This window comes from Amycolatopsis thailandensis, from assembly GCF_042723255.1.
Lineage (GTDB): Bacteria > Actinomycetota > Actinomycetes > Mycobacteriales > Pseudonocardiaceae > Amycolatopsis > Amycolatopsis thailandensis.
The window spans coordinates 14,033-27,706 of the sequence record NZ_JBHXJK010000116.1 but is presented as its reverse complement, the minus strand read 5'-3'; the positions used below and the strand labels follow the sequence as shown (position 1 = coordinate 27,706).

10 protein-coding genes and 2 tRNA genes are annotated in these 13,674 nt (G+C 69.3%); 5 read left to right on the top strand and 7 right to left on the bottom strand.

Features of this window, described 5'->3' with window-relative positions:
- Positions 1 to 205: 205 nt before the first annotated feature.
- Positions 206 to 1,039 carry an SAM-dependent methyltransferase gene (locus tag ACFWMR_RS33165; protein ID WP_378381219.1) on the bottom strand — a complete coding sequence of 278 codons (834 nt, stop codon included), beginning with the start codon at positions 1,037 to 1,039 and terminating at the stop codon, positions 206 to 208.
- A 162-nt stretch (positions 1,040 to 1,201) separates the two neighbouring features.
- Positions 1,202 to 2,299, bottom strand: coding sequence for a sialidase family protein (locus ACFWMR_RS33160; RefSeq protein WP_378381218.1), 1,098 nt, complete (start codon positions 2,297 to 2,299; stop codon positions 1,202 to 1,204).
- A 144-nt stretch (positions 2,300 to 2,443) separates the two neighbouring features.
- Between ACFWMR_RS33160 and ACFWMR_RS33155 the strand changes: the two genes are divergently transcribed.
- Positions 2,444 to 3,754 (top strand): serine/threonine-protein kinase, encoded by a 1,311-nt coding sequence (locus ACFWMR_RS33155; RefSeq protein ID WP_378381217.1) that lies wholly within the window; start codon positions 2,444 to 2,446, stop codon positions 3,752 to 3,754.
- Positions 3,755 to 3,798: 44 nt separating this feature from the next.
- On the top strand, positions 3,799 to 4,185 hold the full coding sequence (locus tag ACFWMR_RS33150; protein ID WP_093938164.1) for a hypothetical protein: 387 nt from the start codon (positions 3,799 to 3,801) through the stop codon (positions 4,183 to 4,185).
- On the opposite strand, the gene ACFWMR_RS33145 is transcribed toward ACFWMR_RS33150, so the two are convergent.
- Both ACFWMR_RS33145 and ACFWMR_RS33140 read right to left on the bottom strand, forming a co-directional pair.
- Positions 4,178 to 4,360, bottom strand: coding sequence for a hypothetical protein (locus ACFWMR_RS33145; protein WP_378381216.1), 183 nt, complete (start codon positions 4,358 to 4,360; stop codon positions 4,178 to 4,180). The genes ACFWMR_RS33150 and ACFWMR_RS33145 overlap by 8 nt on opposite strands.
- 58 nt (positions 4,361 to 4,418) lie before the next feature.
- Entirely contained in the window at positions 4,419 to 4,961 is a 543-nt protein-coding gene (locus ACFWMR_RS33140) for a type 1 glutamine amidotransferase domain-containing protein (RefSeq protein ID WP_378381215.1), read from the bottom strand.
- 99 nt (positions 4,962 to 5,060) lie between these two features.
- Between ACFWMR_RS33140 and ACFWMR_RS33135 the strand changes: the two genes are divergently transcribed.
- Positions 5,061 to 6,068: a DNA topoisomerase IB gene (locus ACFWMR_RS33135; protein ID WP_378381214.1), complete on the top strand. Its 1,008-nt coding sequence runs from the start codon at positions 5,061 to 5,063 to the stop codon at positions 6,066 to 6,068.
- Here the strand turns inward: ACFWMR_RS33135 and ACFWMR_RS33130 are convergent.
- On the bottom strand, positions 6,051 to 7,628 hold the full coding sequence (locus ACFWMR_RS33130) for a SpoIIE family protein phosphatase (protein ID WP_378381213.1): 1,578 nt from the start codon (positions 7,626 to 7,628) through the stop codon (positions 6,051 to 6,053). The two genes, ACFWMR_RS33135 and ACFWMR_RS33130, sit on opposite strands and share 18 nt — an antisense overlap.
- A 184-nt stretch (positions 7,629 to 7,812) precedes the next feature.
- Between ACFWMR_RS33130 and ACFWMR_RS33125 the strand changes: the two genes are divergently transcribed.
- Complete coding sequence (locus ACFWMR_RS33125; protein ID WP_449224341.1) at positions 7,813 to 12,450, top strand: HAMP domain-containing protein; 4,638 nt, start codon at positions 7,813 to 7,815, stop codon at positions 12,448 to 12,450.
- A gap of 305 nt (positions 12,451 to 12,755) precedes the next feature.
- On the opposite strand, the gene ACFWMR_RS33120 is transcribed toward ACFWMR_RS33125, so the two are convergent.
- Positions 12,756 to 12,829 (bottom strand) — tRNA-Gly (locus ACFWMR_RS33120).
- Positions 12,830 to 12,913: 84 nt separating this feature from the next.
- Between ACFWMR_RS33120 and ACFWMR_RS33115 the strand changes: the two genes are divergently transcribed.
- A tRNA-Pro gene (locus tag ACFWMR_RS33115) sits at positions 12,914 to 12,987 on the top strand.
- Between the two features lie 184 nt (positions 12,988 to 13,171).
- Here the strand turns inward: ACFWMR_RS33115 and ACFWMR_RS33110 are convergent.
- Positions 13,172 to 13,663 (bottom strand): GNAT family N-acetyltransferase, encoded by a 492-nt coding sequence (locus ACFWMR_RS33110; protein ID WP_378381211.1) that lies wholly within the window; start codon positions 13,661 to 13,663, stop codon positions 13,172 to 13,174.
- Positions 13,664 to 13,674: the final 11 nt, after the last annotated feature.

The following is a 13,674-nucleotide window of genomic DNA, read 5'->3' as shown; positions in this document are numbered from 1 at the left end:
GCCCCATACTAACTTGGTTCCGCTGGGGCATACCCCACCACGCCGCCTTTGCCTTGTCTCTGCTCACGAGGGGCCACTGTGACTGCCGGTGCCCCTGGTGCGAACGTGACGATCACCAAGTCCGTGAAGGCCTCCTTGAGGGACCCTGGGTCTCTCAAGGAGGCCTTCACGGACCGTGCACGCGAGCGAACAAAAGCAAACCGCGCTAAGGCTTGACAGCCACACCGCTCAGGCTCAGGTGGTTCAGCTGGGTCAACGGAGCGAGACGCGGGCCTTCCGGCCACCATTCGTGCAGGTGGACGACGCCGGGTTCGAGGATCTCCAGCCCGTCGAACAGCGACTCGATCTCCGCGCGGCTGCGATGCACCGTGGGGTAACCGATGCCGGCCATCAGGCCGTCGAGTTTCCGCGCGAACTCGCCGAGCGGGCCTTCGCCGTCGGTGTAGTAGTGCGTGAGCAGCAAGTACGACCCCGGGGCGAGCGCGTCGAGATAGCCGCGGACGACGGCCTTCGCCTCGTCGAGGTCTTCGATGTGGTGCAGCACCGCGTTGAGGAGCACCGCGACCGGGCGGTCGAGTTCGAGGTGCCCGGCGACAGCCGGATCGTTCAGCGTCTGCTCGGGATCGCACGGGTCCGCGCCGCTGACGTGGACGAGATGGTCTTCCAGCAACGCCAGTCCGTGCGCTCGGACCACCGGGTCGTCGTCGACGTAGACGACCAGCGCGTCGGGGTTGTACCGCTGCGCCGTCTGGTGGGTGTTCTCGACGTAGGGCATGCCGGAGCCCAGATCGAGGAACTGGCCGACCTCGCGGGTGCCGGCGAGGAACCGGACCACCCGGCTCGCCCACGACCGGAACTCCTTGGCCACCGCGGCGCCGTCGGGAGCCACCGTGAGGAAGGCTTCGACGGCCAGCCTGTCGATCTCGTAGTGGTCGTGTCCGCCGAGAAGGGCGTCCTTCATGCGGGCAAGATTGGGCTTGTCGTAGTCGAGGGGTGGTAGCGGGCGCCTCGGCACAGCCCGGACCTCGTCCGAAGTCATGGACACGCTCCACCCTTCAGCCGCGTGCGGATCGTGCGAACACGGTCCACGGCTCCCTCGACGTCGACGGACAGTGCACAGGCTACGACACCGCGTGCGGTCAAGTGAACCTCCCCAAGGGCCTTGCCTACCTGCAATTATCCCGGACAGGGTGACGGCGGATCACGCGAAGACGAGTTCGCGCCACGTGCCGCCTCCGTCGACAGTGCGGTAGACGGCAGATCCCCCTTCGGCGTCCGGCAGTCCGTCGACCACCACCCCGACCCGTTCGTCCGGGAAGTCCAGGTCGTTGAGGCAGACCCCGCGGCCGCTGAGCTCGGTCGTCCTCCAGGTCACGCCGCCGTCGACGGTGCTGTGCAGGAAACCGGTGCCACCGCCTTCCGCCGCGATGGTCGCCGCCGTGGGCGAAGCGGCGCTGAAGCTCTGATTGACACCGAGAATGGGCGCTTGCGCCGTTCCGGTGAATCGTCCGCCGAGTTTCGGCGCCCGCCACAACCGCCGGACGGTCGCGCCCGGATGCGGCGTCCCCGGTCCCCCGCTGCACAACGCCAGCACGCGCCCTCGCCGGATTCCGCTCAGCAGCGCCGAACTGTCCGACGGACAGGGCGGCGGCGCGGCCGCGAAGGTCAGGCCGTCGGAGGAGGTCCAGTACTTCTGGACGCGGTAGTCCGCCCCCATCGACACCTGCACCCCGCCACTGGTGGCGACGTCGCCGTAGGTCGCGGCGCCGGTGACGGTGAACCCCGGGACGGGCAGGAGGACCCGGGCGCCGGAAAGCCCGGCGTACAGCGTCGTCGTCGACGGGCTGCCGAAACCGGTGACCATCGCGAGCACGCGCGCTCCGGCTTCGGTGATTTTCGAAATATAGAAGGGCTCCCGGACCCCGGCGAGCCGGACGCCGGACCACGTGCCGCCACCGTCGTGACTGGAGAGCAGCCTGGTGCCGTCGGAGAGGAAGACGTCGTGGTCGTCGATCACGGCGAGTTTGACCTGATTGTGGTTGTCCGGCAAGGAGATCGGCGGTGCGCCGACGCGCCGCCACCGCTTCCCGCCGTCGGTCGTCGACAGCAGGGACGCGCACCATCCCGGTTCCCCGCACGGCGAATACCCGAGGACGAACCCGCGCGAGGGACCGGTCCAGCTCGTCGACGCGGGGGCGAAACCCTTGGGTACCAGCGAGTCGGCGGCGGCGGGCGGGGTGCAGACGGCGAGGGCGGTCAGTGCGGTGGCGGCGAGCGCGGCCCACCGGTTCGGCTTCATGACAACGGGACGTGCGGCCCTCGCGGGGGTTGCCCGCCGTTCGGGGTGAACCCCCAGATCATCTCCGGTACGCTCTCAAACCTTGTTTCGCCCGGGGCCGGACCGGGTACTCGGCGTTCGGCCGGTGAGACGGAGGTAGCACCGATGGACGACGCGGGTTCGCGTGGTGACGAAGACGAGGAGTCCGATGCCGGGACCACCCAACGTCGCTTCAGCCTGAACGTCCACGATCCGGACCATCTGCCCCGCAAACTCGCCGGCCGCTACGAGGTCGGGGACCTGCTCGGCCGCGGCGCGACCGCGCGGGTCTTCCGCGCCCGTGACCTGCTCGAAGAGCGCGAGGTCGCGCTGAAGCTGTTCCACGCCGACACGATGACCCGGGACGAGCGCCGACGGCAGCAGGAGATCCAGACCCTCCGCGCGGTCCGCCACCCGGGACTCGTCCCGCTGTACGACGCGGGCTCCGACGACGGCTACACCTACCTGACGATGCGGCTGATCGAAGGCCCGAACCTGGCCCAGCGCCTGCGGTCCGGCCCGCTCTCCCAGGACGCGGTCGTCGAGCTGACCGCCCGGCTGACGGACGCGCTCGCGCACGTCCACGCGCACGGCATCACGCACCGTGACCTGAAACCGGCGAACATCCTGATGGCCGACGACGGCCCGCTGATCGGCGATTTCGGGGTGGCGCACGCCTTCGACGCGACCAGGGTGACCGAGACCGGCGGTGTCGTCGGCACGGCGGCGTACATGGCGCCCGAACAGGTCCGCGGCGAGAACGTCGGCCCGCCCGCCGACATCTACGCGCTCGGCCTGGTGCTGCTCGAATGCCTGTCCGGGGAACGTGAATACACCGGGACGCCGGTCGAGGCCGCGGTCGGGCGGCTGCACCGGCCACCCCGCGTCCCTTCCGGGCTGTCGGTGACCATGACGACGCTGTTGCGCGGGATGACCGCGCAGAAGCCGTCGCAGCGCCCGACCGCGGCGGCGATCTCCCGGATCCTGCTGGAGGACTCCACCGGGACGAAGGTCGTCCGCCTCGCGCCGAGCACCCGCAAGCGGGCGGCCGTGGTCGCCGCCATCAGCGCGCCCGCCGCCGCGATCACCGTCGGCGTGCTGCTGGCGTTCAACCAGACCGGCGCGGCCCCGCCGGTCCAGCCTGGCGGGATGCTTCCCCCCGCGGCGACAGGCACCTCGGGCCCGGCGGCGGACCAGGGATCGGTGTCCTCGGAAGCCGTCGAAGTGCCCACCCAGGGCGGGAAAGCGACCCATGGCACGGTCGTGGTGACCGAAGCCGTGCCGGTCTCCGCGAATCCGCCCCGCACCACCGAAAGCGCCAGTGTCACAGCGCCGAGCGAGTCGGACGCCTCCACCGGCGACCCGAGCGCTTCGGACAAACCGAGCAAGACGAAGACCAGGAGCAAGACGAAGACCAAGCCCCAGCCCCCTGGCTGAGCGACAGCCAAGGTGTCCACTGTGGACGATGATGGGAGACGGCGATGACCTATCTCAACGACCCGCGTGAGCCGCAGGAAGAGATCGTCGAGCGGACACCCACCAGGATCCGCGTCGTGCGTGTCGTCAACGCCCTCGTCCACGCGGTGTGCTGGATCTTCGCCTTGGTGCTGATCGTGCACATCCTGCTCGTGTTCGGCGAAGCCAATCCCGGCAACGGATTCGCGCAGCTGATCGACCAGTGGTCGCGCGGGGTCTCGCTCGGGCTGCGCAATCTGTTCACCCCGGACGGCCCCAAGCTGCGAACCTTGTTCAACGACGGCCTGGCCGCACTGCTGTGGCTGATCATCGGCGGCGTGGTGACCGACCTCGTCTCGCGGATCGGCCTGCCCGGCCCGAAACGGGTCTGGTACCGGCGGCCGCTCAGCTGAGCGGACCCGGGTTTCCCTCCGTGCCGTCACCGGCCTGGGCCTGCCCGGCCCGGGCGTCGGTGACGTCCGGAGTGGCCTTGGCGTCCGCGGGCTGCTTCCGATCCTGTTCCGGCTCGTGTTCGTCGTCGAAATGCTCGCGGCACCACCGGCCGTAGCGTCTGGCATGCACGGTCATCGCGGCACCTCCTCCTCAGTCACCACGATCCCCCATCCCTGTGACGCGCGCCACTCGTTTATCCGGCGAATTCGGCCACGATCGCGGCGCAGAACGCGGGCAGGTCGTCGGGGTTCCGGCTGGAGATCAGGCCGTTGTCGTTGACGACCTCCTGGTCGACGACGGTGCCGCCGGCGTTGCGGATGTCGGTGCGCACACTGGGATACGACGTGAGCGTGCGGCCGCGGACGACGTCGGCCTCGACCAGCGTCCACGGTCCGTGACAAATGACCCCGACGGGTTTGCCGCTGTTCACGAAATCGCGGACGAAGCGGACCGCGTTCTCGTCCGCGCGCAGATTGTCCGGATTCATCGTGCCGCCGGGCAGTACGAGCGCGTCGAAGTCGTCGACCGTCACGTCCTTGACGACACGGTCCACCGTGAACTTGTCCGCCTTGTCGATGTCGCCGTTCATGGCCTGGATCTCGCCGGGTTCCAGCGAGACGACCTCGGCCGTCGCCCCGGCATCGGTGACTGCTTTGCGCGGTTCGACCAGTTCGACCTGTTCCACGCCGTCCGCGGCCAGGATGGCCACGCGGCGTCCGTTCAGCGAATTCGCCATGGGTTTCCCTCCTGAAGTCTTCCTCGCCCCCGGACTACCCCTTGCCGGGCAGGCCGAACCATGGGTATGAACCGCGATCACCGCGGGTATTCGCCGCGTATGCGACTTCGGCGAGCGGACCTCGGGTCCCCCGGCATCCGGAGGCGGCGCAGAGGTCGTGGCTTCGGCTATCTGACCCCGGACGGCGAGCCGCTGAAGGACCGGGACACGATCGGGCGAATCGACGCGCTGGCCATCCCGCCCGCGTGGCGGCGCGTGTGGATCTCCCCCCACGAAAACGCCCACATCCAGGCTGTCGGGGTGGACGACGCCGGCCGGAAGCAGTACCTCTACCACGGGGAATGGCGGCGGGCCCGGGACGAGGAGAAACACGAGCGCGTCCTCGCGCTGGCGCGAAAGCTGCCCAAACTGCGCGAAGCCGTCCAGGAGGATCTCGGCGCGCGCGGCCTGAAGCGGGAGCGTGTGCTCGCGGGTGCTTTGCGCATGATCGATCTGGGCGTCTTCCGCACCGGCGGGGAGAGTTACGCCGACGAGCACGGCACCCACGGCGTCGCGACGTTGCTGTGCGAGCACGTCGAACTCCGGGACGACTGCCTGGTGTGCGACTACCCCGCGAAACACGGGATCCAGCGCAAGGTCCGGCTGCCGGACGAGGCTCTGGTGCGGCTGGTCCGGTCGCTGCGGCGAGCGCGGAGCGGCGAAGACCGCCTGCTCGCCTACCGCGACCGCGGCGGCTGGCACGAGGTCAAGGCCGACGACATCAACGAACGACTCCGGGAACTCGTGGGCGAGGGTTTCACCGCGAAGGATCTCCGCACCTGGAACGCCACGGTGCTCGCCGCTTCCGCGTTCGCGGGGCTGGAGAAACCGTCCAGCGAACGCGGCATGAAACGGACCGAGAAGGCGGTGATGACCGAAGTCGCCGAGGGGCTGGGGAACACGCCCGCCGTCGCGAGACGGTCCTATGTGGACCCTCGCGTGATCACGGCGTACCACGAAGACCGGACCATCGCCCGGGCGACGCGGAGAGCGGGGAAGGCGGCCGATCCGAACGAGGCCCGCGACATCGTGGAGCGGGCGGTGCTGCGGCTACTGAACGGGTCGTGAAGCCTCGATCGCGAGGACGGCGATGTCGTCGTGCGTCCCGCTGCCGAGCCACTCCCGCACCGCGGAGCGGACGCGGCCGACCACCTCGCGGCCGGACATCCCCCGGCAGCCGGTCAGCAGTTCGCGCAGCCGCTCGTCCCCGAACAGGTCCGACGGGCGCTCGTGGTGCCGCGCTTCGGTGATCCCGTCGGTGTAGAGCAGGCAGATGTCACCCTCGGCCAGCTGGATGGCCGTCTCGGCGAACCGCGCCTGCGGCGAGATCCCGACCAGCGTGCCGGGCAGGGTGATCTCGTCGACCCCGCCGCGGCGGCGCACCACCAGCGGCGCGGGGTGCCCGCCGGAGGCCAGGGTGACGCCGAGCCCGTCTTCGCCGGCCAGCACCGAACCGAGCACCAGCGTGGCGAACCGGCCGCTGCCGCCGGTGATCAGCAGGGAGTTGAGCAGGCTCAGCAAGGTCGTGTTGTCGTGCTCGACGAGATCGAGCGCGGCGAGGGTCTGCCGGACCCGGCCGGTGAGCGCGGCCGCCTCGGCGCCCTTGCCGCAGACGTCGCCGAGGACGAACATCGCGCCGCCGTCCTCCCGCGGCAGGACGTCGTAGAAGTCGCCGCCGACGTCGAGCAGCCCGCTCGACGGCTCGTACCAGACGTCGAACTTGACGCCGGAGACCTCCGGCGGCGGTGTCGGGCGCAGCGTTGTCTCCAGACCGCGGGTGGCCTCTTCCTGGCGGGCGTAGCGGTGCGCGTTCGCCAGCGCTGTCCCGGCCGCGCGCGCGAACTCGGTCACCGCGCGCGGGTGGTCTTCGCCGAACGCGGGCGCGCCGCGCCTGCCGAGCACGACCGCGCCGGTGACCCCGGCACCGGCGTCGGACCCGAGCGAGACCACGGTGACCGACGGATGGACGGCGAGCCGCTCCGCGACGACGGCGGGCAGCGTCGCGACCTCTTCCTCGGGGACCGCCTTGGCCTCGGGTTCCCCGGTGGAGGCGAAGGTGCCGGCGAGCACCGGCGCCAGCTGGGCCGGGACGCGGCGGATCCGGCCGTGCCCGTGGTGGGTGCGGTGATCACAGCTCCACCACTCCCACCGGCCGCGAGTGGTGGGCAGGAGGACGAAGACGCAGTCGGCGAGTTCGGCCGCGGCGAGCTCGGCGATCACCTTCGCCGTGCCGTGCCGCCCGCGGGCCGAAGCGAGCCGGGGACCGGAGGAGGCGAGGAAGCCGTCCACGCGCGGGCCGTCGGCCGCGACCTCGGAGGTCACCGTCCACGCGTGCCAGCCGCCGGGCAGCGTCCGGATCCGCGCGGGGAACCGGCGGCCGGTGTGCTCGACATAGCCGACGTCGGGGCCTTCGGCGGTCAGCACCGGACGGCCGCCGCCGAACAGTTCACGGGCGGCGGGATTCGACCAGCGCAGCGCCCCGCCGACGTCCTGCACGAGCACGGCGTCGCGGACGTCTTCGAGCAGCTCGCGCCAGAATCTCCCGGATTCGGGCAGCGCGCTCTCACTGGTCCCTGCCGACGGCTCCGAGGGGAGCGACGTCGAGGCCGGGGCCGGCCGTGACACCATTCCCGGACCTCCTCCTGCCTGGCGGGTAGCGCAGCGTGAGCGGGCGGACTGGCTCGAAGTGTAGGTCGAATCATGGCACGCTGATGCGACGACCATGGCTTGGCATGCGTGGTGGAGAGGGTCGACACAGATGACACAGCACTCCCAAAGGCAACGAACCCCCGTGGAAGGTGGTGGCGGCCAGGTGGACGAAGCGACCCTGGAACGCCTGCTCTCGGCGGCTCGTGACCTCGGGGACGGCAACTTCCGGCGCCGGTTCGTGGCACACGGGGACGGGCTCGCGGCCCAGCTCGCGGGCGCCTTCAACGACATCGCCGAACGCAACCAGCGGCTGGTGACCGAGCTCCTGCGCGTCCGCGAAGCGGTCGGCAAGGAAGGCAGGCTCACCGAGCGCGTCGCGGCCGAGATCGGTCCCGGCGGCTGGGCCACCGCGGTCGACGTCGTCAACGGGCTGATCGAGGACGTGAGCAGGCCCACAGCCGAGCTCAACCGGGTCCTCGGCGCGGTCGCCGAGGGCGACCTGTCCGAGCCGATGCCCCTGGAGGTCGGCGGACGGCCGCTGCAAGGTCAGTTCGCCGAGGTCGCGAAGACAGTCAACGGCCTGATCAAGCAGCTGTCGCGCTTTGCCACCGAGGTCACCAGAGTGGCCCGTGAGATCGCCACCGAAGGACGGCTCGGCGGCCAGGCCGAGGTCCCGGGCGTGGCGGGCACCTGGCGTGATCTCACCGACAACGTCAACGTGATGGCCAGCAACCTCACCGACCAGGTGCGGAACATCGCCCAGGTGACCACCGCGGTGGCGCGGGGCGATCTGACCCAGAAGATCAACGTCGACGCGCGCGGCGAGTTCCTGGAGCTCAAGAACACCGTCAACATCATGGTCGACCAGCTCTCGGCGTTCGCCGACGAAGTCACCCGGGTCTCGCGGGAGGTCGGCAGCGAAGGGCGTCTGGGCGGGCAGGCGCAGGTCCCCGGCGCGGCGGGCACCTGGCGGGACCTCACCGACTCGGTGAACCTGATGGCGGACAACCTGACCGACCAGGTCCGCAACATCGCCCAGGTGGCGACGGCGGTCGCGAAGGGCGACCTCTCGCAGAAGATCAACGTCGACGCCAAGGGCGAGATCCTCGAACTCAAGAACACCCTGAACACCATGGTGGATCAGCTGTCGTCCTTCGCGGATGAAGTCACCCGGGTGGCGCGCGAGGTCGGCAACGAAGGCCGTCTCGGCGGCCAGGCGACCGTGCCCGGCGTGGCGGGAACGTGGCGTGGACTCACCGACTCGGTGAACCAGATGGCGGACAACCTGACCGACCAGGTCCGCAACATCGCCCAGGTCACCACCGCGGTGGCCAAGGGCGACCTGACGCAGAAGATCACGGTCGACGCGCGCGGCGAGATCCTCGAACTGAAGACGACCGTCAACACGATGGTCGACCAGCTTTCCGCCTTCGCCGACGAGGTCACGCGAGTGGCGCGCGAGGTCGGCACGGAAGGTCAGCTCGGCGGGCAGGCGCAGGTTCCGGGCGTCGCCGGGACCTGGCGCGACCTCACCGGGTCGGTCAACTTCATGGCGAACAACCTCACCGCCCAGGTGCGGAACATCGCCCAGGTGGCGACGGCGGTCGCGAAGGGCGACCTCTCGCAGAAGATCGCCGTCGACGCCAAGGGCGAGATCCTCGAACTGAAGAACACGCTGAACACCATGGTGGATCAGCTGTCGGCGTTCGCGGACGAGGTCACCCGGGTCGCCCGCGAGGTCGGCAGCGACGGGCGGCTCGGCGGGCAGGCGACCGTGCCCGGCGTGGCCGGGACGTGGAAGGACCTCACCGACAACGTCAACTTCATGGCGAACAACCTGACCGACCAGGTCCGCAACATCGCCCAGGTCACCACCGCCGTCGCGAAGGGCGACCTGACGCAGAAGATCATCGTCGACGCGCGCGGCGAGATCCTGGAGCTCAAGAACACCGTCAACATCATGGTCGACCAGCTCTCGGCGTTCGCCGACGAAGTCACCCGGGTGTCCCGCGAGGTCGGGACCGAAGGCAAGCTCGGCGGCCAGGCGCAGGTGCGCGGCGTCGCCGGGACCTGGAAGGACCTCACCGACAACGTCAACGTCATGGCCACCAACCTCACCGACCAGGTGCGGAGCATCGCCACGGTGACCACGGCGGTGGCGAACGGCGACCTGTCGAAGAAGATCGCGATCGACGCCCAGGGCGAGGTCGCCGTCCTCGCCGAGACGATCAACAGCATGGTCGAGACGCTGCGCGCGTTCGCCGACGAGGTCACCCGGGTCGCGCGCGAGGTCGGCACCGAGGGCATCCTCGGCGGCCAGGCCCGCGTGCCGAACGTGGCGGGCACCTGGAAGGCGTTGACGGACAACGTGAACGTCATGGCCGACAACCTGACCGGCCAGGTCCGCAGCATCGCGACGGTGACCACCGCGGTGGCGCAGGGCGATCTGTCGAAGAAGATCGACATCGACGCGCGCGGCGAGATCCTCGAACTCAAGACGACGATCAACACGATGGTCGACCAGCTTTCGGCCTTCGCCTCCGAAGTCACCCGTGTCGCCCGCGAGGTCGGCACGGACGGCACGCTCGGCGGTCAGGCGGAGGTGCCCGGTGTCGCCGGCACGTGGTCGCGGCTGACCGAGAGCGTGAACCAGCTGGCCGGGAACCTGACCACTCAGGTGCGGGCGATCGCGCAGGTGGCCACCGCGGTGACCGCGGGCGACCTGACCCGGCACATCACCGTCGACGCGTCCGGGGAGGTGGCCGAGCTCAAGGACAACATCAACCAGATGATCGCGAACCTGAAGGAGACCACCCGCGCGAACCGCGAGCAGGACTGGCTCAAGACCAACCTCGCCCGGCTGTCCGCGCTCATGCAGGGGCACCGCGATCTCGCGTCGGTGGCGTCGCTGATCTTGTCGGAACTGACCCCGCTGGTGTCCGCGCAGCAGGGCGCGTTCTTCCTCGCCCGCGAGGACGAGCAGGAGGAAACGGTCCTGGAGAGCATCGCCACCTACGGGCTGGCGAAATCCCAAGCGGGCCTTCGGTTCTCCCCCGGCGAGTCGCTCATCGGGCAGGCCGCTGTCGACCGGCGCACGATACTGGTCCACGAGGCCCCGCCGGAGTACGCGCTCATCTCGTCGGGGCTGGGTTCGGCCGCCCCGGTGAACGTGATCGTGCTGCCGGTGCTGTTCCAGGGCGAGGTGCTCGGGGTGCTGGAACTGGCGACCATCAACGCCTTCAGCACCGTCCACATCGACCTGCTGGAGCAGCTGAAGGAGACCATCGCGGTCAACGTCAGCACCATCCAGTCGAACTCGCGCACCGAGGCGCTGCTGACCGAATCCCAGCGCCTGGCACAGGAACTGCGCGCGCGGTCCGAACAGTTGCAGGCGCAGCAACGGGAACTACGCCGGTCCAACACGGATCTGGCGGAGAAGGCGGCACTGCTGGCACAGCAGAACCGCGACATCGAGGTCAAGAACAGCGAGATCGAGCAGGCGCGGCAGGAACTCGAAGAGCGCGCCGGGCAGCTGACCATGGCGTCGCAGTACAAGTCCGAGTTCATGGCGAACATGTCGCACGAGCTGCGGACGCCGCTCAACAGCGCGCTGATCCTCGCGAAACTGCTCTCGGAGAACCCTGACGGGAACCTGTCGGAGAAGCAGATCCAGTTCGCGCGGACGATCTACTCGGCGGGCAGCGACCTGCAACAGCTGATCAACGACATCCTCGACATGGCCAAGGTCGAGGCGGGCCACCTGGACCTGCAGATGTCCGACGTCACGCTGCCGGAACTGGTCGAGTACGTCGAATCGATCTGCCGTCCGCTCACCTCGGACAAGGGCCTGGAGTTCGCCGTCCTGATCGACCCGCCGGTGCCGTCGTCGATCCACACCGACGAACACCGCGTGCAGCAGGTGCTGCGGAACCTGCTGTCCAACGCGGCGAAGTTCACCGACGAGGGTGGCGTGCGCCTGCACATCCGGATGGCCGACCAGGGCGAGGTCGAAGCCGACTCGCTCCGCCAGGCCCCCGGCGTCCTCGCGTTCGCCGTCGAGGACACCGGCATCGGCATCGCGCCGGACAAACTGGCGATCATCTTCGACGCGTTCCGCCAGGCCGACGGCACCACCAGCCGCAAGTACGGCGGCACCGGGCTGGGCCTGTCGATCAGCCAGCAGCTGACGGAACTGCTCGGCGGCGAACTGCGGGTGCGCAGCGACCCCGGCAAGGGCAGCACGTTCACCCTGTACCTGCCGGTGAGCGCGTCGAACCTGATCGTCCCGGCCACCAAGGCGAGCGGTGTCCCGCTGATCATGGCCGTCCCGCAGGTGATCCCCGTGACCCCGTCGCTGCGGTTCCACGGCGAGAAGATCCTGATCGTCGACGACGACCTGCGCAACGTCTTCGCGCTGGCCGCCGTGCTGGAACGCAACGGCCTGGAGGTCATCTACGCCGAGACCGGCGTCGCGGGCATCCGGGCGCTGGAACGGCACGAGGACACGGCGCTAGTCCTGATGGACGTGATGATGCCCGAACTGGACGGCAACGCCACGATCACCGCGATCCGCGCCGAAGCCGCGCACGAGGATCTGCCCGTGATCGCCGTCACGGCGAAGGCGACCGCGGAGGACAAGGCGCGGACGCTGGCTTCGGGGGCGGACGACTACGTGACGAAGCCGGTGGACACGGACAAGCTGCTGGACCTGATCGCGGTCCATCTGGAGGCCGATGCCGCCTCCAGCGGCCTCTCACAGGCCGTGACGCCCTCGGACACCTCGGACGCCAACGCGGACTGAGCTGTCGGTCTCCGCGTGAAGTACATGAAGGCCCCCTTCCTTGCGCCTGGCGCAGTGAAGGGGGCCTTCATGTACTTGGCAGGCGTGAAGGCCGAGTTTCCTCGGCTCAGCCGAGGGAAGGGGGCCTTCACGCGCGGCCGCTGTGACTGCTGGTGCCTGTGGAGCGAACGTGACGATCGCCGAGTCCGTGAAGGCCTCCTTCCCTACCCTCAAGGTAGGGAAGGAGGCCTTCACGGACAGGACGTGGTCCCACAGATACGAAAGAACCCGCAGGCCAGATGGCCTACGGGTCTCAATCGAAGTGGTGGAGCGGGTGACGGGAATCGAACCCGCGTAGCTAGTTTGGAAGACTAGGGCTCTACCATTGAGCTACACCCGCGTGCCCCCGAAGTACCGGGTGCGAAAACAGCTTAGCGTGACCCGCTAGGCTGTGCGCACACCCCCCGGGAAGATCGGGGAGTGCCGGGATGTGGCGCAGCTTGGTAGCGCATCCGCTTTGGGAGCGGAGGGTCGCAGGTTCAAATCCTGTCATCCCGACTTTGTCACCACCACAACGGCGGGACCAGCTCGAACGAGCCAGACCCGCCGTCTCAGTTTCCGTCTCAGTACAAAGCGTTATACACGCCTTGCCGAACATCAGAGGCCGCTTCCGGCTTGGGTTCGCACCCATCGTGGACCCATTGATCAACCTCCGAGTCCCCCAGGGCGGCTGGGGTCCGGTCTAGGTGGCCGCCTTGTCGGTGCCGGCGATCGCGCTGCGGCGTTCGATCATTACGACGTCGCGCCAGCGGTCGTGGTGCCGGCCGACGCGTTCGCGGGTTCCGATCTCCCGGAAGCCCGCGCCGCGGTGCAGTGCCCGGCTCGCGGTGTTCTCGGGGAAGAGCCCGCTTTGGAGGGTCCAGATCCCCGCGTTCTCCGTCGAGGTGATGAGCGCGGTCAGCAAGGCCCGGCCGACACCTCGGCCTTGGGCGTCGGGGTGGACGTAGACGGCGTGCTCGACCACTCCGGCGTCGACGCACCGGTCGGATACGGCGCTGACGCCGACCCAGCCAAGCACCTCCCCTGCCGCGTCGAGCGCTACCAGGCGGTGTGCCTGGAGGTGGGTGGCGTCCCAGGTCGTCCAGTCGGGTGCGGCGGTCTCGAAGCCGGCGTCGCCGCTGTCGAGTCCGGTTTGGTAGATCGCCAGCACCTGTTCAGCGTGACCTGCCTCCATGGGCGCAATCC

What these genes read in the sequence shown, in the direction of transcription:
- ACFWMR_RS33165 (WP_378381219.1), bottom strand. Translation starts at nt 1,039, where the DNA reads ATGACTTCGGACGAGGTCCGGGCTGTGCCGAGGCGCCCGCTACCACCC.
- ACFWMR_RS33135 (WP_378381214.1), top strand. Translation starts at nt 5,061, where the DNA reads ATGCGACTTCGGCGAGCGGACCTCGGGTCCCCCGGCATCCGGAGGCGG.
- ACFWMR_RS33110 (WP_378381211.1), bottom strand. Translation starts at nt 13,663, where the DNA reads ATGGAGGCAGGTCACGCTGAACAGGTGCTGGCGATCTACCAAACCGGA.
- ACFWMR_RS33160 (WP_378381218.1), bottom strand. Translation starts at nt 2,299, where the DNA reads ATGAAGCCGAACCGGTGGGCCGCGCTCGCCGCCACCGCACTGACCGCC.
- ACFWMR_RS33155 (WP_378381217.1), top strand. Translation starts at nt 2,444, where the DNA reads ATGGACGACGCGGGTTCGCGTGGTGACGAAGACGAGGAGTCCGATGCC.
- ACFWMR_RS33140 (WP_378381215.1), bottom strand. Translation starts at nt 4,961, where the DNA reads ATGGCGAATTCGCTGAACGGACGCCGCGTGGCCATCCTGGCCGCGGAC.
- ACFWMR_RS33150 (WP_093938164.1), top strand. Translation starts at nt 3,799, where the DNA reads ATGACCTATCTCAACGACCCGCGTGAGCCGCAGGAAGAGATCGTCGAG.
- ACFWMR_RS33130 (WP_378381213.1), bottom strand. Translation starts at nt 7,628, where the DNA reads ATGGTGTCACGGCCGGCCCCGGCCTCGACGTCGCTCCCCTCGGAGCCG.
- ACFWMR_RS33145 (WP_378381216.1), bottom strand. Translation starts at nt 4,360, where the DNA reads ATGACCGTGCATGCCAGACGCTACGGCCGGTGGTGCCGCGAGCATTTC.